Genomic DNA, 25,647 nt, shown 5'->3' on the forward strand with positions numbered 1-25,647 from the left:
TTGATGGCCAGGTTTCCGCCCGCGGAGTCACCGGACAACGACAGCCGCGAGGCGTCTCCGCCGTACGTCGACGCGTTATCGGCGATCCATGCCAGCGCACAGCCGATCTGGTCTTGGGTCAGGTCCCACAGATGACGTTCATTGGAGGACAGCGCGTAGTCGACGCCGATTGTCAGCCACCCCTGATCGGCGAACCACCGCAGGTCGGCACCGTGGGCGCTTCGGTCGCCCGCGATCCAACCGCCGCCGTGGATGTACACCAGCACGGGGGCGTGCGATGACGTTCCTCGCGGTCGATAGACGCTGAGCCGCAACGGTTCTCCGTCGAACGTCGAGTAAATCGGCTCTGCGTCGGGCGGCGCCCATTTCGTCTGCCCGATACCGAATGTGTCGAGTAGATCGATGTCGGCACCTGCACGTTCCACCGCCACTGTCATGCGCGCAACGATCACTGATGCGCCGACGAGTGTCGCCACGGCCAGGATGACCAATGCGGCCGAGAAGCGATCTCGCCGCCGGCACAAGCGGTAGAGGGCGATGCCCGCGCCGACGAGCGTGACAACCATCAGCCACGGCAGGTACCACGCGACATACGCAGTCGCCAGGCCGACGTAGGGCACGTCGTAGAGGAACGTGCCGATGACGCCAAGCGCAACCGGCACAATCAGTAGCGTCGCGAGTAACCGCACAACTCATCTAAACCGAATCCACGGTTGTTGTATGCATCCGTCGAGATCACCGGCAAACAAGCGTGCACTCGGCGAAGATCAGTGAATGCAAACCCCTCCCCTGCGCTTGGCCATCGTGATCGGCGCGCTGGGTGTGGTCTTCGGTGATATCGGGACGAGTCCGATCTACACGCTCCAGACCGTCTTCAATCCGCACGACCCGCACCCGGTGCCAGTCTCCCCGGCCAATGTGTACGGCGTTGTCTCCTTGCTGTTCTGGTCGGTGATGACCATCGTCACGCTGACCTACGTCACGCTGGTCATGCGGGCCGACAACAACGGCGAGGGCGGAATCATGGCGCTGATTTCGCTGCTGCGCCGGTGGACCGGGCAGCGGGGACGCCGCACCACGATGGTGTTGTCCGCACTGGGATTGTTCGGCGCCTCACTGTTCTTCGGTGACAGCATGATCACTCCCGCGATCTCGGTGCTGTCCGCCGTCGAAGGCCTCAAGGTCGTCGACTCCGGCTTCGCCGATTTCGTCGTGCCGATAACGGCGGTGATCATCGTCGCACTGTTCTCCGTCCAGCGGCACGGCACCGCGACCGTCGGGAGATTCTTCGGGCCGGTGATGATCGCCTGGTTTGTGACCATCGGGGCGTGCGGCGTGAACGGCATCGTCGACAACCCTGAGATACTCAAGGCGCTCTCCCCGACGTGTGCACTGACTTTCGTCGTCGAGCACTTTCACTTCGCATTCTTCGCCCTGGCCGCGGTCGTACTTGCCGTCACGGGCGCAGAGGCACTCTATGCCGATATGGGCCATTTCGGCCGCCGTGCAATCACATTGGGCTGGCTGGGCGTCGTATTGCCTGCCCTCACGCTGAACTACTTCGGACAGGGCGCACTTGTGCTGCGCGACGAGTCGGCGCTGGGCGCACCCTTCTTCCTGCTCGCTCCGCAGTGGGCGCGAATTCCCATCGTGCTGCTCGCGACCATGGCCACAGTCATCGCGTCACAGGCGGTGATCACCGGAGCATTCTCCGTGGCGTCGCAGGCGGCCGGACTCGGCTACCTGCCGAGGTTGCGAATAGAACACACGTCAGCCTCGACGATCGGGCAGATCTATGTGCCGTGGATCAACGGCTTTCTGATGGTGGCGGTGTTGATCCTGGTCTTTGCGTTCCGCAGCTCGGCCGCTCTGGCGTATGCGTACGGCATGGCGGTGACCGGCACGATCACCATCACCACCACGCTGTTCTTCTATTACGCCCGCACCAGATGGGCGTGGCCGCTGTGGCTGGTGCTCGGCGGCGGCGGAGTGCTGTTGCTGGTCGACCTGATGTTCTTCGCGGCCAATCTGACCAAATTGGTGCACGGCGCGTGGCTGCCGCTGCTGATCGCGATCGTTGCCTACGTCGTGATGACGACATGGCAGCGCGGCCGCGAAATCGTCACCGAGGCAAGGGAGAAGGCTGAAGGTCCGCTACGCGGGTTCGTCGAGAGCCTGCGCGACCGAAAGCCTGCGCTGGTGCGAACTCCGGGCACCGCGGTGTTCCTGAACCGCGGCAAGCGGACCACACCGTTGGCGATGCGCGCCAACGTCGAACACAACCATGCGCTGGCCAAGCATGCGGTGATCGTGTGGCTTGTGACAGAACCCGTGCCGCGGGTACCGGACTCCGATCGAATCACCGTCGACGACCTGGGCTACTCCCGCGACGGCATATTCCATGTCGTCGCTCGCTTTGGCTACATGGAACGGCCGAATGTCCCACGGGCACTTGGGCTTATCGACCCGGCACAGACGGAGGGCCCGATCAGCGTCGACAGGGCGTCGTTCTTCCTGTCTCAGCTCGAACTGTGCGCGGGCAGCAAACCGACGATGCCCGCCTGGCGCAAGCGGCTGTTCATCGCGACCTCCTACATCACCGCTGACGCCGCGGGTTACTTCGGCCTGCCGCTCGACCGCACTGTAATGATCGGTTCGCGGATCGAGATCTAATGACCATGGAGCGATTCGACGTCGTGATCGTCGGTGCCCGCTGCGCGGGATCCCCGCTGGCGGCGATGCTCGCGCGGAGAGGCTTGAGCGTGTGCCTGCTCGACCGCGCGCGGTTTCCCTCCGACACCCCGTCGACCCATATCATCCAGCCGTGTGGCGTGGACGTGTTGGCCCGGCTTGGCGTTCTTGACACCATCCTGGCGGCGGGGGCGGCCGAGCTCGACGAAGTCGTCCTGGTCACCGACGATGTCCGCATCCAGACCCCGGGTGACGAAACAATCAGCGAGCGGCCGGCGATCTGCATGCGACGGGTGACGCTGGACGTGCTGCTGGTCGAGGCCGCCGCGGAAGCCGGGGCGGCCGTCCGGACGGGGACGCGTGTCACAGGTCTGATCACCGACAACGGGCAGGTGACGGGCGTTCAGACGGACGCGGGTCCGATCGCCGCGCAGTTGGTCGTCGGCGCCGATGGCCGCCATTCGACGGTCGCCTCATCGGTCGGTGCCGCCGAATATCACGTAACGCCGCCGGGCCGGATGCCGGCGTGGGCGTACTACGAAGGCGTCGCCGAGCAGAGCGGACGCGCAATGCTCGGCCGCGTCGGAGAGCTGGCCTACCTTGCCAGCCCGACCGACGGAGATCTCTACATGGCGGCCGTCACGCTGAACTTCTCGGAGCAAGCCTCATTCCACGCTGACCGCGACGCCAACTTCACCGCCGGCATCGGCATGTGGCCAGAGCTCGCCGATGTGGTTGCAGGTGCGCGCCGCATCGGCCCGATCAGGGTGCTGACCAATTGGTATGGGTACTTCCGGCAGGCCGCAGGACCCGGCTGGGTGCTCGTGGGCGACGCCGGTCATTTCAAAGACTTCTCGCCGGGCCAGGGAATCGCCGATGCGTTGCGGCAGGCCGAGCGGCTGGCGTCGGCGATCGAACAGGGGCTCGGCCAGTCTGATCCCGACACGGCCATGCATCGGTGGTGGCGGTGGCGCGACCATGATGCCTACGAGATGTATTGGTTTGCAACAACTATGGGCGCGCCGGGCTTCGCGACGCCATTGACCAGGGGCCTGATGAAGGACGTTGCCGCCGACGCCGCGGCCACGCTGACGCTGTTCCGTGTGCTCAACCACGAGGTCCGCCCATCGCAGCTGATGACGCCGTTGCGGGCGCTGCGTGCGACCGCCCGTGCCTTGCGCGACGAGCCCCGTCAGATCGCTTCGATCCTCGGTGAGTTTGTCACCGCCGGAGCCGACGCCCGGCGCCAAGCTCGGCATGGACGGGCACGCCCGCCCGGCATGACGATCGGGGCGTGGCACGCCGGCTAGTCGTCGTCGCCATCGCGCGCCTTGCCCGCAACCAGTTCGATCGTCGCCCAGTGACCAGGTGACACAAAGATGGTCCACTTGCCCTCGCTCAGGCCCAACGGGACAGGCCTGCACTGGTGAGCGTGTACGCGCGGTGGTCTCGCCACTCGCCGGCGACGCGTTAGCGCCGGAAGACCACCCACCGCATCGCGCTGTACATGTACACGGCCTCGCAGGCGCCGGCCACGATCCGCGCGAGGTGGTATTCGACGCCGACGGCAGACAGCACGCTGGACACGCCCAGGATGAACGCCAGGTAGTTCACCACAACCACCCCGACGTAGACGGCGAACTGCGGTCCGACGGCGGCGTGTGAACGGAAGTTCAGCGTCCGGTTGAGGAAGTAGCTCAGCGTGAAGGCGCATGCGTAGGCCAATGTCACAGCGACGGCCAACGGCAGTCCCAGCCCGCTGCGCAGACCCGTCAGCAGCAGCAGATCGAACGCGAACGTGGCGCCGTTGAGCAATGCGAAGCCCAGGAAAGTCGGCGCGACAATGGAATTCAGCCCGAACGGCAACCTGGCGACCGCAACGACGCAGAAGTCATGGAACCGCTCGACCGAACGTGGCCGGGAGTCGACGCGCACAAGCCACGCTGACATGATCAGGTTTCCGGTCCGTGAGCACCGGGCAAACGTCCGGCGCGGATTCAGCTCAGGCCGAATAAGGCGAGCAGCTGGTCTGTCCGCCACCAGATCAGAACCGCGAACAGAACCAGGATCGCCACCGTCACCACCGCCTGGATCAGGTTGCGGCCCTGCCGTGGCGCATACACGTAGGTCGCGGCAACCACCGCGCCGGTGACCAGCCCACCGATGTGGCCTTGCCAGCTGATGTTCTGCGAGCTGATCAACGGGATCACGAATGTGAAGGCCAGGTTTATCGCGATGAGCCCGACGACCCAGCGGACGTCGAGATTCAGTCGCTTGCCCACCACGAAGGAAGCGCCGAAAAGGCCGAACACCGCGCCCGAGGCGCCCGCCGTCGACGCCGTCAACGACGACAACAGGTACACCAGCACCGAGCCACCCAACGCGCTCATCACGTACAGTGCCGTGAATCGTATTCTGCCCAGCCACATTTCGAGCGGCGGACCGACCACATAAAGCGCCCACATGTTGAACAGCAGATGCGTTATGCCGTAATGCAGGAACGCCGACGACAGCAGTCGGTACAGATCTCCTTGCGCCACGCCGGGCGACCACAGCACCAGCTCGCCCTGGACGTTTGTCGACACCGTCTGGAGTACGAACATCGCGACGTTGATGGCGATCAGCCCATAGGTGACGGCGGGAGCCGATCGCTGACGCCCGCCGAAGGCGGTCTGCGGTTGCCGTACCGTCTTGGCGCCATGGTTGACGCATTCAGCACATTGGTGGCCGACGGCCGCGTCGCGCATGCATTCCGGGCAGATGTAGCGGTTGCAGCGTGTGCACCGCACATACGTCGCCCGGTCGGGATGCCGGTAGCAGGCCGGCGTTGTCGGGGTCGTCACAGCGTTCCGAAAAGTTCGATCCAGTTGCCGTCCGGGTCGGCGATGAACATCCAGCCCATACCGGGCACGGGGGCGAACTCGGTGACCGGCTCGACCACCTGGTAGTGGGAGGCGTCAACGGCGGCGGCCACATCGCGCAGATTCTTCACCCCGATGGTGAAGTACCGGATGCCCGCTTGAGCCCGCCCGCCGCCGGCCGCAACGGGCTCGGCCGGAGGTGGGTCGTACGTGACGAGTTTCAGCACCCCGCTGCCCAGCGTGTAGCGGCGTTGCGAACCGCCTGGGAATTCGACGTCGCCCTGCAACTCGAGTTCCAGGAAGCCCTCGTAGAAGGCGACCATCGCATCGAGGTTCGTCGTCACCAAACCGACCTCCACGCCGGGGGTGAGCAGATCCAGCCGCACGGCCACCTCATCTCGTGTTGATGGTGTCTGGCCTATGAGTATCACTGGACTGCGCCGAGGCACTACGTCAGGCGGTCGGCGCCGGCATGTCCTTCGTTGGATGGACATGTTGCGGCCGGCGTTCGTAACTATTCGATCACCATCGACATCACGATCAATTAAGGCACCACAGCGAATTCTGAGAGTTTTCAAGATCTCGGCGACGATCTGTTCGACCGCTCAGCGGAATTCGGCGGATTTGAGGTTTAAATCACGACAACGGGGTGTAACGCTTCTGCCTCTACGTTCGCCTCTGCTTCAACGCCGGCGGGTAGCCATTTGTCCTCGGCTACTTTGGAATTCGGGACGGGGAAACAGCGACCGATTCGCAATTTGAAGGAAGAATGATCATGACATTCAGCAGTATCTCTGCGCGCCGGGCAATCGTCGGCGTCTGTGCCAGCGGACTGCTTGGGGGATTCGCCGTAGCAACCATCGCCGCACCGACGGCGTCGGCGGCACCCGAGCAATGCACCGCCAGCGCGCTCGCCAACACCGTCAGCTCGACGACCGGCTCAGCGCGCGCCTATCTGGACGGCCACCCCGGTGCCAACCAGGCAGTGACGGCGGCATTCGCGCAACCGCGTCCGCAGGCGGCCGCCACTCTGCGCGGCTACTTCACCGCCAACCCTCAGGAGTACGACGCCCTGCGCGGGATCCTGGCGCCGATCGGCGACGTTCAGCGCCAATGCAACGTCGCGGTGCTGCCCGGCGACCTTCAGTCGGCTTACAACGAGTTCATGGCCGGCTGATTTCGCCACGATGGCCCGCCGATGCAGCCCGTGCTGTGGCGGCGGGTTTTCGTTAGTCAGCCTTAGCGTTACCCTGGTGTCTATGAGGGCGACGCGAGTAACCGCTGCAACGGTGATTCTCGCTGGCTGCGTCGCGTCCGCCGGGATCGCTCACGCCGATCCGCCGCCACCGCCCGCGCCGAAGACGACCATCGACGCCGACGGTACGTACACCGTCGGCAAGGACATCGAACCGGGTGTCTACAGTTCGGCCGGTCCTGTCGGCGACGGAGCCTGCTACTGGAAGCGGGTCAACGGCAGCACCATCGTCGACAACGCGCTCTCCAAGAAGCCGCAAGTCGTGCAGATCGAGGCCACCGACACGGCGTTCACGACCAATGAGTGCCAGGCGTGGCAGAAGACCGACGCTCCCCTGCCCGCCGAACCCGGCCCGCAGAGCATCCTCGGACAGCTCGGGCAGCTCATCCTCCGGCCGCCCCCGGCACCGCCCGCGCCGGGCACGGGGTAGTCGGCCGTGCGCTCACGGACGTTTGACTCGGCACTTCAGTCACCGCTCCGATAGCGCGGCCGCAGCGGCAGTGTGGCCGTAGCGCAAGTTCTCAAGTCTCGGCAATTTCGTCGAGCGCAACAACTTCGCGGACTTGATCGTCGTACACACGCACAATCAGGCGACCGATATGGGCGGTAGCCCGAGGCGATCCGAACGGTACTGCGCCCCGTGAGTCGTACCACTGACTGCCACGGGGAGAGTTCGGTGCCGCGGCGCAAATGCCAGCGCCGGATTCTGATGCCGGGCCTACGTGCCGGCCACTCGTCGGCGGACGGTGCGGCAGATTCGGACGGCCGGTCGACCTTGGACGTCGGCGACGCGGCGCGAACCCGCGACGACGTCGAGGGCCGAGACCGACCACCAACCATGAAGTGGTGCAGCACAAAAATGAGATTGACGGATCTCCGCTACCCAGCGATATGCCCCGTCGGCTTTGATCCTTGGCCCACACTGACCGCTACCTGTACACCAGCTGCAAATTTGGCAAACTTTCGCAACGCTAACTAATTTGATTGCCAGCAGCAGCATAGGGCCGTTCTGCAAGGTCCATGCCATACCACATCAGTGTTGTCTTGCTGAGAGACCATAGGCCACAAGGCGAAACTTCACAGTCGAGTAAACGCATAGAAATCCACTTGCAGGGCATAGCAACCAGCGCTTTAGGTAGAACATGTCGTTCGCGCGTCTGGGGTGCGAGGGCTACCGGCAAACCAATCTACTTTCAAACGCAAGCTTGTCCGTAGGTTGCTGATGCCTCAAATTGTGGGTTTTATGGCAAACAATTACGCTCACGTAAGCAGAATCGCGCGGTAGGAAACTTACGAGGGACGACGGGGCGGTCAGCACACGGATCACCGGCCTTGCCTGCAGCGCTGACCAACGGTATCGCTGAGCAGCAGACGGGAGTCCAGCCGTGGCGCAGATGATCAACGCGCATTCAAAAGCATCTCCTCGACGTGGCTGGGCAGCCTGTTGCGCTGCCGCGCGCGAGTGGTCTGCCGTCACGCGCCACCGGGGCTCAAGCCGGCTGGTGTCGTGGTAGACCAGCATCGCGCCGGCACACTTGTGCTTGATAAGGGCAGTGGTCCGCCGATCGCTGGCAGCGAGGGGTTGCCCGTCGACTCAGTCGGTGAAGCGACCTTCCCTGTCGGCGGGGCAGGTCAACGCGGGCCGCGAGACTGGAGAACGTCATCGCCGGCCGGGCGCCAGCCGCTTGTTTGGGACCCACCTGTTGCCAATGGGGATAAATCCGAGTTGGCCCGCGACCTCGCAGTGAGTCAAGAAATCATCGGTGACACGCAAGTACTCATCGTCGACGACTCCACCCTCTCACGCGATTACCTGGCCGGCGTGATCGCGGCGCATGGGGCGCACGTCCCCAGCGTTGCGTGGGATTTATCCTCGCTGATCGCGGCGATCGAGAACACCATGCCACGAGTAATCCTGCTCAACATGGCGGCCCGCGACTACGCAATGCTGCTGCGACACTCATTGGCCCTGAGCCCGAACGTGCGGGTAATCGTGCTGGGAATGTCCGAGGACGACGAATCAGAAATCGTGGCCTGTGCCGAAGCGGGTGTGGCCGGCTATCACATGCGCAAAGACTCCGTGAAAGAGTTGCTCTTCTTGGTACGAAGGGTTGCTGCGGGCGACTCGCCATGTTCGCCGCGCGTCTCTGCAATCTTGCTGCGGAGGCTGTCGGCACTCGCATCGGCTCGGCAACCGATGAAGGAACTCGATCTGACCGCCCGTGAGGTCGAGATCCTGACGATGTTGGAACTCGGCCTATCCAATCGGGATATCGCGGCTCAACTATGCATTGCAATTCACACCGTCAAGAATCATGTGCACAGTGTTTTGACCAAGCTGGGTGTGAGCACGCGGGCCCAGGCGGCGGCGCTCGCCCGCGCTAGTCGGGACAACGAGGATGGTCACTGGAACTAGTCCAATTGCTGGCTAGCAGAGGCATCGTGCGCTTGAAGGTTCTCGAAGATGAAGACGAGGTCAAGATCTTCGCGGGTCGAGATACCCTGAGCAAGAACGAGTTCGAGACCTCCTGGGCCGAAGGCACAGCGTTGTCGAACGAGGAAGCGATCGGCGACGCGCGGCGCAGCCGATGCTCGCAGCCCGCCGGAGCCACGTCGCGATCATCTCCCACGGGCACCACTCCGCCCGGCCTGCCGTGACGCGGTGCGAGGATATCGTTCATGACTGTAGTTCTGGTGCACGGCAATCCGGAGACAGACGCGATCTGGGGCCCGATCGTCGAAGCTCTCGGGCGCGACGATGTGCTGCGGTTGTCCCCGCCGGGATTCGGTGCCCCACTGCCCGACGGCTTCCCGGCGACCTACCTCGCTTACCGTGACTGGCTCGAACGCGAGCTGGAGGGCATCGATGAACCGGTCGATCTCGTCGGGCACGACTGGGGCGGCCTCCATGTGGTGAACGTGGTGATGCATCGACCCGAGCTGGTGCGCAGCTGGGCAAGCGACGTCGTCGGAATTTTCGACCCCGACTACGTCTGGCATGATCTGGCCCAGGTATGGCAGACCCCCGGTGAGGGAGAGCAGCTGGTCGAAGCGATGTTCGGCGGCACAGTCGAGGATCGCGCCGCCCAGTGGTCCGCGTACCTACCGACGGACATCGCAACGTCGATGGCTGAAGCCCAGGGGCCGGAGATGGGTCGGGCTGTCCTCTCGTTGTACCGCTCGGCACGGCAGATGGCTGCTGAAGTCGGACGCGCGCTGGAGAACGCTCGGGCCCGTCCCGGCCTTTCACTGCTGGCCAGCGAGGATTCATACGTCGGATCCGAGGAAATCCGGCGTCGCGCAGCTGAACGAGCTGGTGCCCACACGGAGGTGCTCGACGGACTGGAACACTGGTGGTTGGTGCAAGACCCGGCTCGCGGCGCCGCGGCGCTCACCCGGTTCTGGGAAACACTCGACTAAAAGCTGAGACCGTTTCATCGCTCGTGACGCCAGCCCTAGCGGTGCGCAAGTCGGGCATAACGTCGCACTCCGCATCCGACCTCCGGTTCGGGCGGCCAAATGTCCACGATAAGACCGGCAAGACCGCCCTAGCCGCGTTTGGGGATGCGGATGTGCGGATCCCAGCCGTCGGTGCGCGGCCGTAATCTGAGGGGCGTGGCCGACCTCCATCCCGATGTCGCTCTTCTCGCTCCACTGCTGGGCACGTGGTCGGGTCAAGGCGCCGGCGAGTACCCGACGATCGAGCCCTTCGACTACGTCGAGGAGATCATCTTCGCTCATATCGGAAAGCCGTTCCTGACCTATAGCCAACGCACGAAAGCCACTGATGACGGCCGTCCCCTGCACGGCGAGACCGGATACGTTCGAGTCCCGTCGCCGGGCCGGGTCGAATGGATTCTGGCTCATCCAACCGGTGTCACCGAAATCGAAGAGGGCACATTCTCCGTCGGCGAGACGACGATCAACATGGACTTGATGGCATCGGTGATCGGTCTGTCGGATTCCGCCAAACACGTTTCGGCCCTGTGCCGTTCGATTCGCATTGACGGTGACGAACTGACCTACACGCTGAGGATGGCGGCGGTAGGCCGTCCGTTGCAACACCACCTCAGCGCGACGTTGCACAGGATGCCCGCATGACCGAGGACGGCACAATCCGCGTCCCGACCGACCTCGACGCGGTGACAGCGGTGAGCGAAGAAGACCATTCGGACATCGACCCGGCCGTGATCGAGCGGATCTGGCAGGCGGCGCGGTATTGGTATCAGGCGGGGATGCATCCCGCGATCCAGCTGTGCCTGCGGCACAACGGCAAGGTGGTGCTGAACCGCGCGATCGGACACGGCTGGGGTAACGGACCCACCGACCCGCCCGACGCGGAAAAGGTCCCTGTCACAACCGAAACGCCGTTCTGCGTGTACTCGGCGGCCAAGGCGATCACCACGACGGTCGTGCACATGCTCGTCGAACGCGGCAGCTTCTCACTCGACGATCGCGTCTGCGACTACCTGCCCAGCTACACCAGTCACGGTAAGGACCGCACCACGATCCGGCACGTGATGACGCACAGCGCGGGCGTTCCGTTTGCCACGGGGCCGCGCCCGGATCTCAAGCGGATGGATGACAGCGAGTACGCACGCGAGATGCTCGGTCAGCTCAAGCCGCTTTACCGGCCGGGGCTGGTGCACATCTATCACGCGCTGACGTGGGGCCCGCTGGTCCGCGAAATCGTCTCGGCCGCAACGGGAAAGAATATCCGCGACATCCTCGCCGCCGAGATTCTCGACCCGCTCGGCTTCCGGTGGACCAACTACGGCGTGGCCGAGGAAGACGTGTCTCAGGTGGCGCCGAGTCATGCGACGGGTAAGCCACTGCCTCCGCCGATCGCGGCGGCTTTTCGCACGGCGATCGGCGGAACGACACACCAGATCATCCCGTTCACGAACACCGCCCGGTTCCTCACAGGTGTCGTCCCGTCCTCCAACACCGTGTCGACCGCGGACGAACTGTCGCGCTTTGCCGAGATCCTGCGCCGCGGAGGCGAGCTCGACGGGGTTCGGGTGATGAGCCCGGACACCCTGCGCGCCGCCACGAGGGAATGCAGACGGCTGCGGCCGGATCTCGCGACGGGTCTGGCGCCGCTGCGATGGGGCACCGGATACATGCTGGGATCGAAGCGGTTCGGGCCGTTCGGTCGCGATGCAGCAGCGGCTTTCGGACACACTGGGTTGGTCAACATCGCGGTCTGGGCGGACCCGGATCGGCAGCTCGCGGCTGGGTTGATCAGCAGCGGCAAGCCCGGCCGGCATCGCGAGGCCAATCGCTACCCCGCGCTGCTGGACCGCATCGCAGCCGAGATTCCACAGATTAGGTGTTGAGACCCGAACAGCAGTACGCTTGCGCGCGGTTCGTCGGCGCGCCTAGGAGAAATCAATGCCCACGCAGTCCGCTTCCAGGACGTTCTCCGCGCAGTCACACCGCATCGGCCGAACAGCGCGCTCCGTTCGCAATGTGCCGGGTCTGACTGCCGGTCAGTGCTTCGACATCGACATCAGCCCGGAAGTCAGCGGCTGGGTTATCCGGATCCCGGAGATCGGCGGCGAGACGCGCGCGAGCCGACGGGTCACGGTCGAGGTCGTGGCGCGCAAGTACATCGCCGCGCGAACCGGCATTCCGATCGGCTACATCACGGTCAACGTTCGCGACTGACTGGCCGGACGTCCGGGCGGTTCTCGCGCACTCCGCGGTAGATACCCCATCTGACAACCCACGGCATGAGCACCCGGTCAATCGACCATGCGGGGAACCGGAAGGCGCGGCCGTTGGGCGCGAACACTTCAAGGCCGTCGGACTGAATGCCGATCACCGAACCCCAGCGACGCTTCGGCGCACGGAAGCTGCGCAGCGGTCGCCCTTCGAACTCTGCACGGACGTTGTGCGCAACAACGCCGTCTGCCCGGTTGCGGGCTGAGCTTCTAAGCGGGTCCGTCGCGGCGACATCACCGACCGCGAAGATACCCCGGTGACCGGGCACGCTCAATTCCGGTGTCACACGGACGAATCCGTGTTCGTCGAGAAGCTCCAGTGGTAGCCACCCGGTGTTCGGTTGTACCCGTCCGACCGCCCAGAGCACAGCCTCGGCGGACGACGGCGGCTGCCCGGTGCTCCATTCGACGGGCTCGCCGGTCATCTCGTCGCCGGCGAAACCGTCGGGCAGCAGTGCGCGGTGCCCGGGATGGAGCACCACGCCGACATCGGTGAGTCTCTTTCGAATCGTCGCCCATATCCGGGCATGGTGTTGCGCAAGGGCGCGATCGCCGGGGAAGTACAAGTCCACCCGCTTGCCGGGCCAGGCGATCGCGATGTTGGCGGCACTACTTACCGCTGCGGCGCCGCCGCCGACGACGATCACCGAATCGGCGGCGGCCAGGCGGTCGTGCGCGGAAGCGAGGTCGGCGCCGACCTCTGTGGCCGACTGCAAAGTGGGTCGTCGCCAAAACCCGTTCGTCACGCCGGTGGAAATGATCATGGCGTCATAAGACTCGGTCCGTGTCGCGCCGTCCGCCTGCTCCACAAACACCTCACGGGCTGCGAGGTCGAGGCCCGTGAGCGTGCCATGCACCGTGCGCACACGATCGAGACCGCGGAACCTGTCGAACGGGATCCAGTTGTCGCGGGCCCAGTCGTTGGGGCGCGAGATTCGCAAGCCCAGTTCCTGACCGCTGACCAGAGCCGGCTTGACCGAGATTCCGACAACATCGAAGTGGCGGGCCAGCCGGATCGCAGTGAGCAGGCCGCTGTCACCCAGACCGGCGATGACGACGCGCTTTCGGTTCACCGCCGACCTCCCGGATACGTTCGTCGCCGCTAGGACACTAACTGGCGTCAGCGGATCTTTTCGCCGTATACGCGGTCGACCGTCAGCGCCATCAGCACGCGGCGGTCGGAGACCATCACCGACCGGTATTCGTCCCAGTCCGGATGCTCGCCTGCCGCACTGCGGTAGTAGTCCACCAGCGCTTCCACTTCCGGACCGTGCGGGTCGGCGGCCGGCCCAGTCAGCGTGACGCTGCCCGGCGACAGCTGCGGCAGACCGTTCTTCTTGATGGTGGCGAGGACACCGAGCCGGGTCTCGGCAAGCAATGTGTGCGGGTCGAAGGTCATGTCGTGGCCAACCCGACACGGCGTCGCGGCTATTCCGCCTCACCGGATCTCGGGCCGGATCGCGTCTGGCAGAAAGGCGCCGTCGTTCTTGCCTACCTCCTTGGCGATGAGGTCGTTGAGCAACGCGTTCATGCGGAGTATCAGATCCTTGTTCTTATCCGGATCGACCGTCAGATTGTGCGTCTCGAGCGGGTCGTTCTTCAGGTCGAAGAGTTGGACGTCGTTGTCGCGCAGAATTTGTTCGAGCGTGACTGGGGTATTGAAGGTCGCCGGCGCGTAATAGCGCACAAACTTATATCTGCCGTCGAAGACAAAACTCATGAATCCGCGTTTGTGGAGCTTCGGTTGAAGGTCGGTCAACGGCGGCGCCGGATCTCCCTTGAGCAATTGTGTCATCGCGGCCAGGCAGTAGTTTGAATCGATCGTCAAGGGACCGACGTAGTTGAACAGGGCCCCAGGCCGCACGGCGTGCACATCGGTGGTCTCAGCTGTAGCCAGGACACTCGCAAAGTCGTGGCCTGGCAATCCTTGAACGGCCTCGCGCCGCTTGCTCTCGGGCACCCCCGCCAGCCCGGGTAACGACGGCATCAGATCCAGGTGGCTCGTGACAACATCTGATGATTGGCCGCCGGGGTAATTGGGATGAACAACAATCAACGGCACGTGGGCGTTGCCCTCATATGCCATCGGACCCTTGCCGCGGATGCCGCCGTGATCGCCGGCCATCTCGCCGTGGTCTGCGGTGAAGAGAATGACCGTGTCCTGCCAGAGTCCCAACTCGTCTAGACCATCTTCGAGTTGCTGCAGGCTGAGATCGGTGTCCCGGATCATGTTCAGGTAGTAGTCGTTGAACACCCGCCACATATCGGGACGATCGGTGGGAATGGTGCCCAGCGCACCCTCCCAACCGATGTGGTATTCCGCCAACGCCGCTGGCATCCCCGGCGCTGACAGCGATTCGTGGATCGTCGCTGAAGGATCGGTGTTCCACCGCGTGCTGTACAACGAATTGTTCGGGGGCGTCACGATTGCATCGTTCGAGACGGCCTTCTGCACTTGGGGAGTTCCGGGCACGTTGGCGTCGGCGTACATGATGTCGTGGGGATTCAGGAAGCTCACGACCATGAAGAATGGCTGCCCGGATTCGCGCAGCTTCGGCACGTTGGCTCGCAGCCAGCGCACGCTTTCGCTCCCGGTGTATACATCGGTGTGGTAGCCCTGGTTGGGAAGGCCCGTTTTGTCGCCGTCGGGCTGATAGATGTCGAATCCATAGGGCTTCAACGCTTCGCTGTAGTTGACCGTCGGCCTCGGCGGGATCAAGTCGAGATCCATTTCCCATTTGCCGAAAAACGCGGTTTGGTAACCGAGCTTCTTCATCATCGAACCCATGTTGGGCTCATCTTTTCGCAAGCTCGGCACCCAGCCGGTCTCCATCTGATCAAACACCCCGTTGACCTGCGGCGGCTGCCCGCTGAAGAACGCCGCCCGCGACGGCGTACACATCGCTGAGGCGACGTAGTGATTGCGAAAGCTGATCCCTTGCTTCGCCAATCGATCCAGTGCGGGGGTGGTGTAACCAGCCGCGACCGGCAAGTCGAATCGTGTTTGGTCGCGGATTATCAGAATCACGTTCAACGGGCCGCTGCGGGGCGGACCCTCCGCGGGGCCACTCCGACCGCCGCTGCCGTGGTCGCCGGTGGTGGGTTGCTGCTTGTCGCTAGCGCCGCTGCCATGGATGGCGGTGGCGGCCAAAGCGCCCGCGGCGGCACCGATACCGAGTAGGCCCGCGCCGCCGAGCAGGTGCCGCCGACTAACCCGGCCCGTCGGCGGCTCGCCAGGGTTCTCCGGTGACGGTGGGCCCTCAGATTGTTCGGTCACGCGATAGTCGTCAAGCTCATCATGACGATCCCCCCGCCCCGGCACCCGATCGTTGACGACCAATCGTAGGTCTATGAGGCGGCCGCGCAATGCGATTCGGCATAGTTGGTCGCCAGCCAACCCTACGAGCACGCATAGCCGATTCTTAACTCCGCTAAATAACTTGGGGTTGACCACGAAGAACGGAGTTGAGGCAATGAAATCCACGAAAGTTATTGCAAGCGTTGCGATTGCCGGTGGTCTCGCCGCCGGCGGACTGGCACTCGGTGCCGGTGTGGCTAACGCAGACCCGGGCATCGCCGCCGTACCCACTGATTGGAGACCGCCGCCACCTCGACCGTGGAACGGGCCGGGCTGGGGTGGGCCGGTCGGCTGGGCACCTCCACCGGCGTGGGGTCCGCCGCCCCCACCGCCTCCTCCGCCGTGGGGAGCGCCGGCACCGGGGTTGTGCCTCTTCGACCTCTGTCTGTCGGACTGAGGTAGTCCACGCATGAGAAGAGGGGCACCCGCTGCGGGCGCCCCTCTTGTCATGCCTTGTGTCAGCGGCTCTGTTGGACGCTGGTGTCGACCTGCGGCACAGTCACCTGCGGCTGGATGTCGTGCAGCCAATCGTGGTGATCGATGCCCGCCTGAGCGGGGCCTGCGAAGCCGACGATCGCGGCGGCCAGACCGCTGGCGACGATGGTGGCAAATCCGAACTTCTTCATTTGATGCCTTCTTCTTTCTCTGTCCTTCGGATGGCATGTCGGCCGGTTTGGTGGTTTTCCAAACCGGTATGCGTGTCCAAACACAGAGGTCAGAGCATTAATTCCGATGGCAGTAATTGATCGGCGATTGGCAGGAATCAGTCACTCGAACCGCACTCTGCGGTGTGCGCGAGGCAACAGTCACGCAAACGGTCGCATCGCTGCGCTGCGCAGTTCGTCGTAGGCGTACGTGATGGCCTGCGCCAGCCGGGCGACGTCGGGTAGGGCCTGCGGATCGGTGCACAACCCGATCCCGAGGTCGCCTGCGCACGAGATCGCCGAGATGCGCAGCGCGTGATGAACGGCGGGCTCCGATGAGGAGAACAGGTGTTGCACCCGGCGCCCGGGCGACGCCGACGGGAACGGCGGGGCCCGGGACGTTCGATATCGAGACACTGAACTCGCGCCCGCTGCCGGCAAGGCGTCGCACCGCGTCGCCGATGTGCTTCAGCCGTCCGAGGGCGTGAAACAGGTCGAATAGCTCCTCAGCGTCACCGAGCTCCTTGCGTTGACTGGTCTCGGCACTGATGCGGTCGAGTCGCGCGAGCGGATCCGCCTCGGCCAATGGCAGATCCACGTTGATGAACGAATCACGGTTGCCCAGGTCGCCGGCAGCCTCGTCGCGGTGGTGCAGGCTGACCGGAACCTGAGCGTGCAGGTGTGGTGTTGTCGCCGCGCTGACACCGAGCCAGTCGCGCAACCCGCCTGCAATCGTCGCGAGGAGCACGTCGTTGACTGTCGCGTGGGCAGGCCGCGTAGCGCCGATCGCCTTCAACTCGGCCAGCGGCGCCACCGTGAATGCCAGTTCGCGCGCCCCGGTGATGGGGCGGTCGAATGGCGAGCGGGAGCCGGGGTGGCCGAGTTCACGCAAGATCGCGCCCGGCATCCGCCACGCCTCGGCCAGCCGGTCAGGTTCCGGCGACGCGGGTCGGAGTCCCGGTTGCGCACGAGGCGGAGGTTCAGGGTGTGGATCCCACAGCACCGCGTGCAGGAAGCGGACGGCAGCGATGCCATCGGCCATCGCGTGGTGGATGCGAACCGCGATGGCTTCCCGGCCATCGCCGAGCGGCCCGATGACGTCGAACGTCCACAACGGTCGCGCGCGGTCGAGGTGTTCGGACATCAAGCCGCTGACGGTCCGCCACAAGTCTTCTTGCGACACGCACTCCGGAGTCGTCGGTCGCCGGATGTGGTGGCTGATATCGAAGTCTGCCGCTTTCACCCAGCGAGGTTGCGGCCCAGAGGTATCCACTCGCTGGGTTGCCCGGGGCTGCGTCGCGAGCCGCTTCGCCACTGCGCGTTTCAGCCCGTCGATATCGAGCGCTGTGCCGGGTTCCAGGATGATCAGCTTGAGCGTGTGGCCGGTGATGACGTCAGATTCGACGCTGAGGATGCGAGCGTCGTCTTCAGAGAGCTGTTCGGGACCCTGATAATCCACGCTCTGACGATAGGTTGTCGCGCACCCGCGAACGTTCCTTACCGCTCGACGAATCGGGCGAAATTTCGAGCGGTACGGAACGTTCGCGGCCAGAAAGATGGCTTCAGACGTGGACGGCGTCGATCGCCCGGTAGATGCGCTGCTCACTGACGGGCCTAGGGGTGCCGAGCTGCTGGGCCCACAGGCTCACTCGCAGTTCCTCGATCTGGCGGCCGATGTCGCGGACATCGGCGGCGTCCGCACGTGCATGCGATAGGGCACGCACGAGGTCGTCGTACGCGTCTTGCACCGCGTGTACCCGCAACATCCGATCGCGGTCTGCGGCGACGCCGTGAGGCAGACGGTCGAGGCGCCGCGCGATCGCGGTCAGGTAGCGGGTCAGGTCGGCCAGCCGGGCGGCCCCAGTCGCCGTCACGAAGCCATTCGGCAGCAGCCTGGCGAGCTGTTCGCGAATGTCGGTGATCGCGTCGGCCTGGGTGGCCGATGGCGTCGCGGGAAGACCGAGTTCGACCTCGTGTGCGGCGTTCAGCACCTTCTCGACGCGGCCGACGATGTCGAGCGTCGTCGGCACGAGAGCTTTGGCGACGTTCGCGCGCAGCACCGCGAAGTCGGCGCGGGTCCACACCGGCGTCGTGGCCAGCGTGTCCACCGCGGCGTCGGCGCAATCGTCGAGCAGCGCGCCAAGCGACCCGTCAGGATTGGTGCCAAGCATCAGCCGTGTCCGCGGGTTGATCTGGCGTTCAACGGTTTTGGCTGGCGACGGGACAGCCAGCCGTAGCAGCCGCCGCGTGCCGGGCCGCATCGCGGCGTTCTGCTCCACTTCTGTTGCGAACACGCGCACGTCCACCGCTGCGCCCGCATCGGTCAGCGCAGGAAAGCCACGCACGGTGTGTCCGCCGCTGCTGCGCTCGACGGTCCGCGGTAGCGCGTCGAGGTCGTCCGGCCAATCTCGGAGTCCGGTTCGCTCCAGGTCTCCCGCGACCGCTTCGGCGACGGCGCGTCGCACCGACCCGGCAAGCTGCTCCTGCAACGACTCGAGGTCTTTGCCGCGGGCCACCTCGGTCCCGTCGGCGGATTCGACGGCGAAGGTCACCCGCAAATGCGGCGGCAGCTTGTCGAGATCGAACGCATCGATCGGGACAAGCACACCGGTGCGTCGCTGAAGGGCGCGCTGCAGGGAGTCCAAGAGTGGCTCCTGTTCCGGGTGCAATTCGGCAAGAACCGCTCTAGCCGTGTCCGGTGCGGGAACGAAGTTGCGGCGCAGGTCTTTTGGCAGCGCGCGGATGAGCGCGGTGATCAGTTCCTCACGTAGGGCAGGAACTTGCCAGGCGAACTCGTCGCCGCCGAGGCGCGTGAGCACCTCGACGGGTACGTGCACGGTGACACCATCGTCGATGGCGCCGGGCTCGAAGCGGTAGCTCAACGGCAGCGACAGGTCACCCGCTCGCCAGGCGTCGGGCTGGTCGGCGTCCGCCTCGGTCCGAAGTAGGTCATCGCGGGTGAGCGTCAGCAGCTCGGGTGTGCGATGCCGCTGCTTTTTCCACCATGCGTCGAAGTGCCTTGCGGAAATGACCTCGGCTGGGACGCGGGCGTCGTAGAACGCATAGATCTCGTCGTCGCCGACGAGCAGATCGCGGCGACGGGCGCGCTCCTCGATCTCGGCCAATTCGTCACGCAGCCGGGCGTTGTCGCGGAAGAAGTGGTGGCGGGTCTGCCAGTCGCCCTCGACAAGGGCATGGCGGATGAACAGGTCGTGCGCGAGCGCCGGTTCGATCTGCGCGTAGTTGACCCTGCGGCGCGGCACGAGTGGCAGGCCGTAGAGAGTCACCCGTTCGTAGGCCATGGTGGTGCCGCGCTGTGCATCCCAGTGCGGCTCACTGTAGCTGCGTTGCACAAGATGCCCGGCGACGCGTTCGACGGCCTCCGGTTGGATACGTGCCGCCATCCGCCCGTAGAGCCGGGCGGTCTCGACGAGGTCGGCGACGACGACCCAGCGCGGCGGCCGCTTTGTGAGCACCGAACCGGGAGCGAGCACGAACTTCGAGTTGCGTGCGCCGGAGTACTCGCGCGAATCCCCTTCGCGCACACCGATATGCGACAGCAGTCCGGCTAAAAGCGCGCTGTGCACGGTTGCGGGGTCGGCGGGCTCGTCGGCTTCGCGGATGCCGAGGTCGCGCGCGATGCTGCGCAGCTGGCCGACGAGGTCTTGCCATTCGCGGATGCGTAGGTAGTGCAGGAACTCCTCGCGGCACATTCGCCGGAACGCGTTGCCCGAGCGAGCTTTTCGTTGCTCACTGAGGTAGCGCCAGAGATTGAGGTACGAGATGAAGTCGGAGTGTTCGTCCGCGAACCGGGCGTGCTTTTGTCGTGCAGCTTCTTCATTGTCGGTTGGACGCTCGCGCGGGTCAGGGATCGACAGCGCGGCGGCAAGCACGAGCACCTCACGGACACAGCCTTCGGCGTCGGCGGCAAGGATCATCCGGCCCAGGCGCGGGTCGACGGGTAGCTGCGCAAGGCGCCGACCTATATCGGTGATGGCGCCCTGCTGATCGAAAGCACCCAGCTCCTGCAGTAGCAGCACGCCGTCACGGATGCTGCGATTGTCAGGCGGGTCGAGGAACGGAAAGTCTTCGATGTTGCCGAGCTGCAAGGCCGCCATCTGCAGGATCACCGCTGCGAGATTGGTGCGAAGGATCTCTGGGTCGGTGTAGCGGGGCCGCGACGCGAAGTCGTCTTCCGCATACAGCCGGATGCACACGCCCGGTGCCACCCGTCCGGATCGGCCGGCGCGTTGCGCGGCGGATGCCTGCGAGATCGGTTCGATCGGCAGGCGTTGCACCTTCGTTCGGCGGCTGTAGCGCGAAATGCGTGCGGTGCCGGGGTCGACGACGTAGCGGATGCCCGGCACTGTCAGCGACGTCTCGGCGACGTTGGTGGCGAGCACCACGCGACGGCCGGTGTGCGGCTGGAACACTCGCTGTTGCTCGGCGGTGGGAAGTCGCGCATAGAGCGGCAGGACCTCGGTGTGCTTGAGATCGCGCAATACTTCACTGGTATCGCGAATTTCACGTTCGCCGGACAGAAAGACGAGTACGTCACCCGGAGGTTCATGCTCAAGCTCGTGAATCGCGTCGACGATCGCCTCGGTCTGGTCACGCATCTCGGTGTGAACGATCTCGTGGTCGGGGTCGTCGGGATCGTCCTCGTCGTTACCAGCTGAAACCACGACTTCCAGTGGGCGATAACGAATCTCGACCGGGTATATGCGCCCGGACACCTCGACGATCGGCGCGTCGTCGAAATGCGCGGCAAAACGCTGCGGTTCGATCGTCGCTGAGGTAACGACCACCTTGAGGTCGGGTCGGCGCGGCAGCAGCTCGCGTAGGTAGCCGAGCAGGAAGTCCACATTGAGGCTGCGCTCGTGTGCCTCGTCGAGGATCAGTGTGTCGTAACGCAGCAGGCGCCGGTCGCGCTGGATCTCGGCGAGCAGGATGCCGTCGGTCATCAGCTTCACCAGCGTGCGGTCACTGGCCTGGTCGGTGAAGCGGACGGTATAGCCGACTGCGTCACCGAGCGGCGTTCCCAACTCGTCGGCGATGCGCGCAGCGACCGTGCGGGCGGCGAGACGTCGCGGCTGGGTGTGGCCGATGGTGCCGCGGATGCCGCGGCCGAGTTCGAGGCAGATCTTGGGCAGCTGCGTGGTCTTGCCCGAGCCGGTCTCACCGGCGACCACGACCACCTGGTGCTCGTTGATCGCCTTGGCGATTTCGTCACGACGTTGGCTGACCGGAAGGTCCGGATAGGTGATCGTCGGGAGGGCGGCCTGACGAGTGGCGATCAGCGCCTCGGCGACGGCCACCTGCTCAGCGAGCTGTTGAACCTTCTCGGGTGCGGCGTTGCCGCGGAGATTCTTGAGCCGACGGCCGAGGCGGGCGGCATCGCGGATCGTCAGGCCGTCGAGGCGGCTACGCAGCGCGCGCAGCTCGTCGGTGGACGATCCAGGCACTAGACGCTTGGTGGCGACCAGTAGTCGAGCATCTCCGCGAACGTCTCGAAGGCCGGCGCGGACACGCCGTACGCGGCCTCAAGGTGGATGCTCAGCGGAAAGCCAAGCTCGCCGACGCCGTCGATGACGCGCTTGTACAGGTCGACCATGAGTTTGCGCTTCTGAGCAGGCTCGGTTTCGGCAAGCCGTCTGACGAATGCCTGCTCGTCCGCGACGACTGCGTTGCCGGGGTCCTGAATGAGCCACTCGATCAGACCCACCCGGGTCTCGACCTTGGGGACGAAACCGAACGACAACAGAATCTCGGGCCGATGGTCGGTCGTCTTCGTGAACTCGGTCAAAAAGCCCACGATCGCATCGGAGTACAACAGCTGGGTCATGCCGTACGTTGCGCCCTGATCACACTTGAACTTGAACCGGCCCTGCTCGCCGTCGCGCGTGGGAATCAGGATCGCGCCGCGATTCGGGACCAACTGGTCATAGATGGAGAGGGCGTCGGTCGGCGCGACGCCAGCGCCTTCACCGTCGTTCATGGTGCGGGGCACGCCGACGAAGGCGATGCCCTCGAATCCAGCGTCGCGCAGCTCGGTCAGCCGCCCGCGTAGCGACGGTTCGTCCAGGAACGCGGTGACCTGGGTGCACAGTCCCTTCACCGCCGGTAGCTCCGGTTGGATGATCGTCCAGAAGTCCAGGACGTCCATCTTCGGCTTCATCTCGACGGGACGGTCGTCGTCCTCTTCGATCATGCCGGGGATCATCACGTGCCCGATCCGGCCGTCGAGGCCGGCTTCGGCGGAGAACCGCCGCAGCTTGCGCGCGTCTTCCAGCGCCTGCTCCCGACCGTGTTCCGCGTTCGGCGGTACGAGCTCGAACGCGACGGTGTTGAGAGTCAACCGGCTACTCCTCATTGGACGATTGGCTTCCCGGGCGCGGCTAGGTTAGCCACGTATCGCACTTCGCCGGGAGCCCTACGATACCGGCCGGGGTCGACGGCTGTGCGGCCGGGCGTGTTGCTGGTAGCCCGTATCCACCCGCCTGCCGCCGCGATTCGGCCAAGCCTGGTCAACATCCTGCCAACCCGAAACAAACCGCTCTGCCTGCTGGTTTTCCCCGATAGACGGGCCACAAAAGCTCATCATCGAGCGTCAGAGCCGCGGACGTGTAGTCCGCGAGCCTCCCGCCGAAGAACTTCACAGGAGGCATTCAAATGAAGAAGATCACCTTTGCCACCCTGGCCTCGAGCGTCTTGGCCGCAATGGCCATCGGCCTGGCCGGCACGGCACTCGCCGACCCGGGCGACGGCACCGTAGCGCTGCCTCCGAGCGGACCGGTAGGCGTCTACCCGCAAGCTGGCGGAACGAACCCGTACACACCGTTCGGCGTCGACCCCTACGTGCCGTTCGGCGTGTGGGCACAGCAGCACTAACACACGAGTTCGAGGTGCCGTCCGACACTTGTCGGGCGGCACCTCGTCATCTGTCGAGCTCACCGGCGATGCCGCGCTCGATGGCTGTACGAGCACGCTCCGGCAGAACGACCAACCCGTCGAGCTCGCGGCGGGCAAGGCCGTAGGCGCGCTCGCGTTCCTGCGGAGTCGCCGCGCTGTCCACCGCGACTCGCAGCGACCTCTGCGCCCGGCTGAGACGCTGTTGTTCCTCGCTTGAGAAGTCCTTGCGGCGCCTGCGAATCGCCTCGGACTCGGCAGCATCGAATGCGGTCACATAGCTCTCCACCGCATCCAGATACCGACTCGCGGCGTCGGGGTCGTCGAGAAGATCTTCGGCTTGGGCGGGCCGAAGCAAGTCCGCCCGAAGCTTGGCCCGATGGAACCGCTCTGTGAGCGGGTTACGCATATCGGTCATCAACGGAAAGTCGAGGAGCTTGGCGATGTCGAGTTCGTAGTCCAGCCAGCGGGTGTCGGTGCGGTCGTGTTCCTTGACGGTGCGCGCGATCATCCGCCACTGGTTATTGCTACCGGGCTGGCGGGGCGTGGCCGCTTCGGGCTGCGCCTCATCTTGGCGACGACGGAACGCCCTCATGCCGGCGACAAGGACACCGATCAGCGGACCGACGACGATCAGCAGCTCGATCAAGCGGATCAGCAGCCCCATTCAGCCAGGATGCCACCGCCGTACGCTGGGTGAAGTGAGCGTTGCACCCGATACGGCGATCCTGCTCGACGATCACTTCCGCCGCGAATTGCCGGAGATGGCCGTGCGCTGGCGGGCCGAGGCCGCACCCGACCCGAAACTGCTTGTGCTGAACGAACGGCTTGCCGCTGCGCTCGGGCTCGACGTGGCATGGCTGCGGACTTCCGACGGGCTGCAGCTGTTGATCGGCACTCAGGTGCCCAGCGGTGCCAACCCCGTCACGCAGGCGTACGCCGGGCACCAGTTCGGAGGGTTCGTTCCGCGGCTGGGTGACGGACGTGCGCTTCTGCTGGGCGAAATCACCGATGCCGACGGACGTCTGCGCGACATCCACCTCAAAGGTTCCGGAGCGACGCCGTTTGCGCGCGGCGGGGATGGGTTCGCGGCGGTCGGTCCGATGCTGCGCGAGTACATCGTCAGCGAGGCAATGCATGCCCTCGGTATCCCCACGACCCGGTCGCTTGCCGTGGTCGCAACGGGACGTCCGGTGCAACGGGAGACGGTGCTGCCGGGCGCCGTGCTGGCCCGCGTCGCGACCAGCCATCTGCGGGTGGGCAGTTTCCAGTACGCGGCGACCAGCGGCAATGTCGGTTTGTTGCGGCGCCTCGCGGACCACGCGATCACGCGGCATCACCCGAACGCGGGTGCCGCCGAGAATCCCTATCGCGCGTTGTTCGAGGCGGTGATCGCGGTCCAGGCCTCGCTCGTGGCGCGGTGGATGCTTGTCGGTTTCGTCCACGGGGTGATGAACACCGACAACATGACGATCTCCGGCGAGACGATCGACTACGGGCCGTGCGCCTTCATGGAGGCCTTCGATCCGGCGACGGTGTTCAGCTCGATCGACACGTGGGGTCGCTACGCGTACGGCAACCAGCCGGCGGTCGCAGCGTGGAACCTCGCGAGATTCGCAGAGGCCTTGCTTCCACTGTTCTCCGAGGACGAGGATCAAGCGCTCGCCCTCGCGCAGGAGTCGCTCGACCGCTTCAGCCAGCAGTACAACGACGCGTGGTCCTCCGGTATGCGCGACAAGCTCGGGTTGGCTCAGGTCGAGCAGGATGCGTTGGCGCCGTTGGTATCTGGACTTCTCGACCAGCTTCAGCAGAGCCATGTTGACCACACGTCGTTCTACCGGTTGCTCGGTCGCGCGGCTCGCGGTGACGCCGAGCCGGCCCGCGGCCTGTTCATCGACCTCGCGGCGTTTGACGGGTGGTTGTCGCAGTGGCGCGCACTTGGACCCGACGCCGAGGCGATGGACCGGGTCAATCCCCTGTACATACCGCGAAACCATCTCGTGGAAGAGGCGCTTGCCGCGGCGACGGAGGGTGAGCTGGAACCGCTCGAGCGGCTGTTGACGGCGTTGACGGCGCCGTACGACGAACGGCCCGGTCTAGATCGCTATGCCGAGCCGGCCCCTGAGGATTTCGGCGCCTACCGAACGTTCTGCGGAACCTGAGTCAGTCCCCAGAAACACTCGGCCGTAAGCGAATCGACATT

General features: G+C 64.9%; 25 protein-coding genes. 13 read left to right on the top strand and 12 right to left on the bottom strand.

Translation table 11 applies throughout. The features are described from left to right. Positions 1-662: alpha/beta hydrolase (locus VJV41_RS02310; protein ID WP_325330682.1), on the bottom strand; the 662-nt coding region annotated here is incomplete at its 3' end. 112 nt (positions 663-774) lie between these two features. Here VJV41_RS02310 and VJV41_RS02315 point away from each other — a divergent pair. Together VJV41_RS02315 and VJV41_RS02320 are read left to right on the top strand one after the other, a co-directional pair. Then, positions 775-2,673 carry a potassium transporter Kup gene (locus tag VJV41_RS02315; protein ID WP_325330684.1) on the top strand — a complete coding sequence of 633 codons (1,899 nt, stop codon included), beginning with the start codon at positions 775-777 and terminating at the stop codon, positions 2,671-2,673. After that, complete coding sequence (locus VJV41_RS02320) at positions 2,673-4,001, top strand: NAD(P)/FAD-dependent oxidoreductase (protein ID WP_325330686.1); 1,329 nt, start codon at positions 2,673-2,675, stop codon at positions 3,999-4,001. Before VJV41_RS02315 ends, VJV41_RS02320 begins: the two co-directional genes overlap by 1 nt. 160 nt (positions 4,002-4,161) lie before the next feature. Here the strand turns inward: VJV41_RS02320 and VJV41_RS02325 are convergent, their stop codons facing one another. From VJV41_RS02325 to VJV41_RS02335, 3 genes are read right to left on the bottom strand one after another with little or no spacing between them, the layout of a single operon-like run. Next, a complete protein-coding gene (locus tag VJV41_RS02325; protein WP_325330688.1) occupies positions 4,162-4,641 on the bottom strand; it encodes a GtrA family protein in 480 nt (159 codons plus the stop codon). A 47-nt stretch (positions 4,642-4,688) separates the two neighbouring features. Next, positions 4,689-5,534 (bottom strand): rhomboid family intramembrane serine protease, encoded by an 846-nt coding sequence (locus VJV41_RS02330; protein ID WP_325330690.1) that lies wholly within the window; start codon positions 5,532-5,534, stop codon positions 4,689-4,691. Beyond that, positions 5,531-5,944 (bottom strand): VOC family protein, encoded by a 414-nt coding sequence (locus tag VJV41_RS02335; protein WP_325330692.1) that lies wholly within the window; start codon positions 5,942-5,944, stop codon positions 5,531-5,533. The genes VJV41_RS02330 and VJV41_RS02335 overlap by 4 nt, the downstream gene beginning before the upstream one ends. Positions 5,945-6,327: 383 nt before the next feature. On the opposite strand from VJV41_RS02335, the gene VJV41_RS02340 reads away from it, so the two are divergent. The 8 genes from VJV41_RS02340 (at position 6,328) to VJV41_RS02375 (ending at position 12,477) form a co-directional block, all read left to right on the top strand. Next, entirely contained in the window at positions 6,328-6,729 is a 402-nt protein-coding gene (locus VJV41_RS02340) for a heme-binding protein (RefSeq protein WP_325330694.1), read from the top strand. Between the two features lie 82 nt (positions 6,730-6,811). Next, on the top strand, positions 6,812-7,237 hold the full coding sequence (locus VJV41_RS02345; RefSeq protein ID WP_325330696.1) for a hypothetical protein: 426 nt from the start codon (positions 6,812-6,814) through the stop codon (positions 7,235-7,237). A 1,314-nt stretch (positions 7,238-8,551) separates the two neighbouring features. Then, the gene (locus tag VJV41_RS02350; RefSeq protein WP_325330698.1) at positions 8,552-9,223 is read left to right on the top strand and encodes a response regulator transcription factor; all 672 of its coding nucleotides are present in this window, start codon (positions 8,552-8,554) and stop codon (positions 9,221-9,223) included. 26 nt (positions 9,224-9,249) lie between these two features. After that, complete coding sequence (locus VJV41_RS02355) at positions 9,250-9,465, top strand: hypothetical protein (RefSeq protein ID WP_325330699.1); 216 nt, start codon at positions 9,250-9,252, stop codon at positions 9,463-9,465. 21 nt (positions 9,466-9,486) lie between these two features. Next, positions 9,487-10,227: an alpha/beta fold hydrolase gene (locus VJV41_RS02360; RefSeq protein WP_325330701.1), complete on the top strand. Its 741-nt coding sequence runs from the start codon at positions 9,487-9,489 to the stop codon at positions 10,225-10,227. Positions 10,228-10,422: 195 nt separating this feature from the next. Continuing rightward, positions 10,423-10,908 (top strand): peroxynitrite isomerase, encoded by a 486-nt coding sequence (locus tag VJV41_RS02365; protein WP_325330703.1) that lies wholly within the window; start codon positions 10,423-10,425, stop codon positions 10,906-10,908. Continuing rightward, positions 10,905-12,146 carry a lipase LipE gene (gene lipE / locus VJV41_RS02370; RefSeq protein WP_325330705.1) on the top strand — a complete coding sequence of 414 codons (1,242 nt, stop codon included), beginning with the start codon at positions 10,905-10,907 and terminating at the stop codon, positions 12,144-12,146. The genes VJV41_RS02365 and lipE overlap by 4 nt, the downstream gene beginning before the upstream one ends. Before the next feature lie 55 nt (positions 12,147-12,201). Continuing rightward, positions 12,202-12,477, top strand: coding sequence for a long chain fatty acid-CoA synthetase (locus VJV41_RS02375; RefSeq protein ID WP_325330707.1), 276 nt, complete (start codon positions 12,202-12,204; stop codon positions 12,475-12,477). On the opposite strand, the gene VJV41_RS02380 is transcribed toward VJV41_RS02375, so the two are convergent. The 3 genes from VJV41_RS02380 to VJV41_RS02390 are packed head-to-tail and all read right to left on the bottom strand — an operon-like array spanning position 12,461 to position 15,810. Beyond that, positions 12,461-13,606, bottom strand: a complete 1,146-nt coding sequence (locus VJV41_RS02380; protein ID WP_325330709.1) for an FAD-dependent oxidoreductase — start codon at positions 13,604-13,606, stop codon at positions 12,461-12,463. The two genes, VJV41_RS02375 and VJV41_RS02380, sit on opposite strands and share 17 nt — an antisense overlap. Before the next feature lie 47 nt (positions 13,607-13,653). After that, positions 13,654-13,932 carry a hypothetical protein gene (locus tag VJV41_RS02385; protein WP_325330711.1) on the bottom strand — a complete coding sequence of 93 codons (279 nt, stop codon included), beginning with the start codon at positions 13,930-13,932 and terminating at the stop codon, positions 13,654-13,656. 39 nt (positions 13,933-13,971) lie between these two features. Further along, on the bottom strand, positions 13,972-15,810 hold the full coding sequence (locus VJV41_RS02390) for a sulfatase-like hydrolase/transferase (RefSeq protein WP_325330713.1): 1,839 nt from the start codon (positions 15,808-15,810) through the stop codon (positions 13,972-13,974). Between the two features lie 196 nt (positions 15,811-16,006). Here VJV41_RS02390 and VJV41_RS02395 point away from each other — a divergent pair, with 196 nt between their 5' ends. Continuing rightward, on the top strand, positions 16,007-16,288 hold the full coding sequence (locus tag VJV41_RS02395) for a hypothetical protein (RefSeq protein ID WP_325330715.1): 282 nt from the start codon (positions 16,007-16,009) through the stop codon (positions 16,286-16,288). 61 nt (positions 16,289-16,349) lie between these two features. Here VJV41_RS02395 and VJV41_RS02400 read toward each other — a convergent pair whose 3' ends face one another. The 4 genes from VJV41_RS02400 to VJV41_RS02420 form a co-directional block, all read right to left on the bottom strand. Further along, positions 16,350-16,517 carry a hypothetical protein gene (locus VJV41_RS02400; RefSeq protein WP_325330717.1) on the bottom strand — a complete coding sequence of 56 codons (168 nt, stop codon included), beginning with the start codon at positions 16,515-16,517 and terminating at the stop codon, positions 16,350-16,352. A 97-nt stretch (positions 16,518-16,614) separates the two neighbouring features. Further along, the gene (locus VJV41_RS02410; RefSeq protein WP_422656554.1) at positions 16,615-17,994 is read right to left on the bottom strand and encodes a wax ester/triacylglycerol synthase domain-containing protein; all 1,380 of its coding nucleotides are present in this window, start codon (positions 17,992-17,994) and stop codon (positions 16,615-16,617) included. Positions 17,995-18,097: 103 nt separating this feature from the next. Further along, positions 18,098-22,000 carry an ATP-dependent RNA helicase HrpA gene (gene hrpA, locus VJV41_RS02415; RefSeq protein ID WP_325330719.1) on the bottom strand — a complete coding sequence of 1,301 codons (3,903 nt, stop codon included), beginning with the start codon at positions 21,998-22,000 and terminating at the stop codon, positions 18,098-18,100. Continuing rightward, complete coding sequence (locus tag VJV41_RS02420) at positions 22,000-22,893, bottom strand: mycobacterial-type methylenetetrahydrofolate reductase (RefSeq protein ID WP_325330721.1); 894 nt, start codon at positions 22,891-22,893, stop codon at positions 22,000-22,002. Before VJV41_RS02420 ends, hrpA begins: the two co-directional genes overlap by 1 nt. A gap of 314 nt (positions 22,894-23,207) precedes the next feature. Between VJV41_RS02420 and VJV41_RS02425 the strand changes: the two genes are divergently transcribed. Beyond that, the gene (locus VJV41_RS02425) at positions 23,208-23,426 is read left to right on the top strand and encodes a hypothetical protein (protein WP_325330723.1); all 219 of its coding nucleotides are present in this window, start codon (positions 23,208-23,210) and stop codon (positions 23,424-23,426) included. 46 nt (positions 23,427-23,472) lie between these two features. Here VJV41_RS02425 and VJV41_RS02430 read toward each other — a convergent pair whose 3' ends face one another. After that, positions 23,473-24,111, bottom strand: coding sequence for a hypothetical protein (locus tag VJV41_RS02430; protein ID WP_325330725.1), 639 nt, complete (start codon positions 24,109-24,111; stop codon positions 23,473-23,475). 34 nt (positions 24,112-24,145) lie between these two features. Between VJV41_RS02430 and VJV41_RS02435 the strand changes: the two genes are divergently transcribed. After that, a complete protein-coding gene (locus tag VJV41_RS02435; RefSeq protein ID WP_325330727.1) occupies positions 24,146-25,606 on the top strand; it encodes a protein adenylyltransferase SelO in 1,461 nt (486 codons plus the stop codon). The last annotated feature ends 41 nt before the right edge of the window (positions 25,607-25,647 follow it).

Origin of the sequence: Mycobacterium sp. (assembly GCF_035274705.1) — a bacterium.
Lineage (GTDB): Bacteria > Actinomycetota > Actinomycetes > Mycobacteriales > Mycobacteriaceae > Mycobacterium.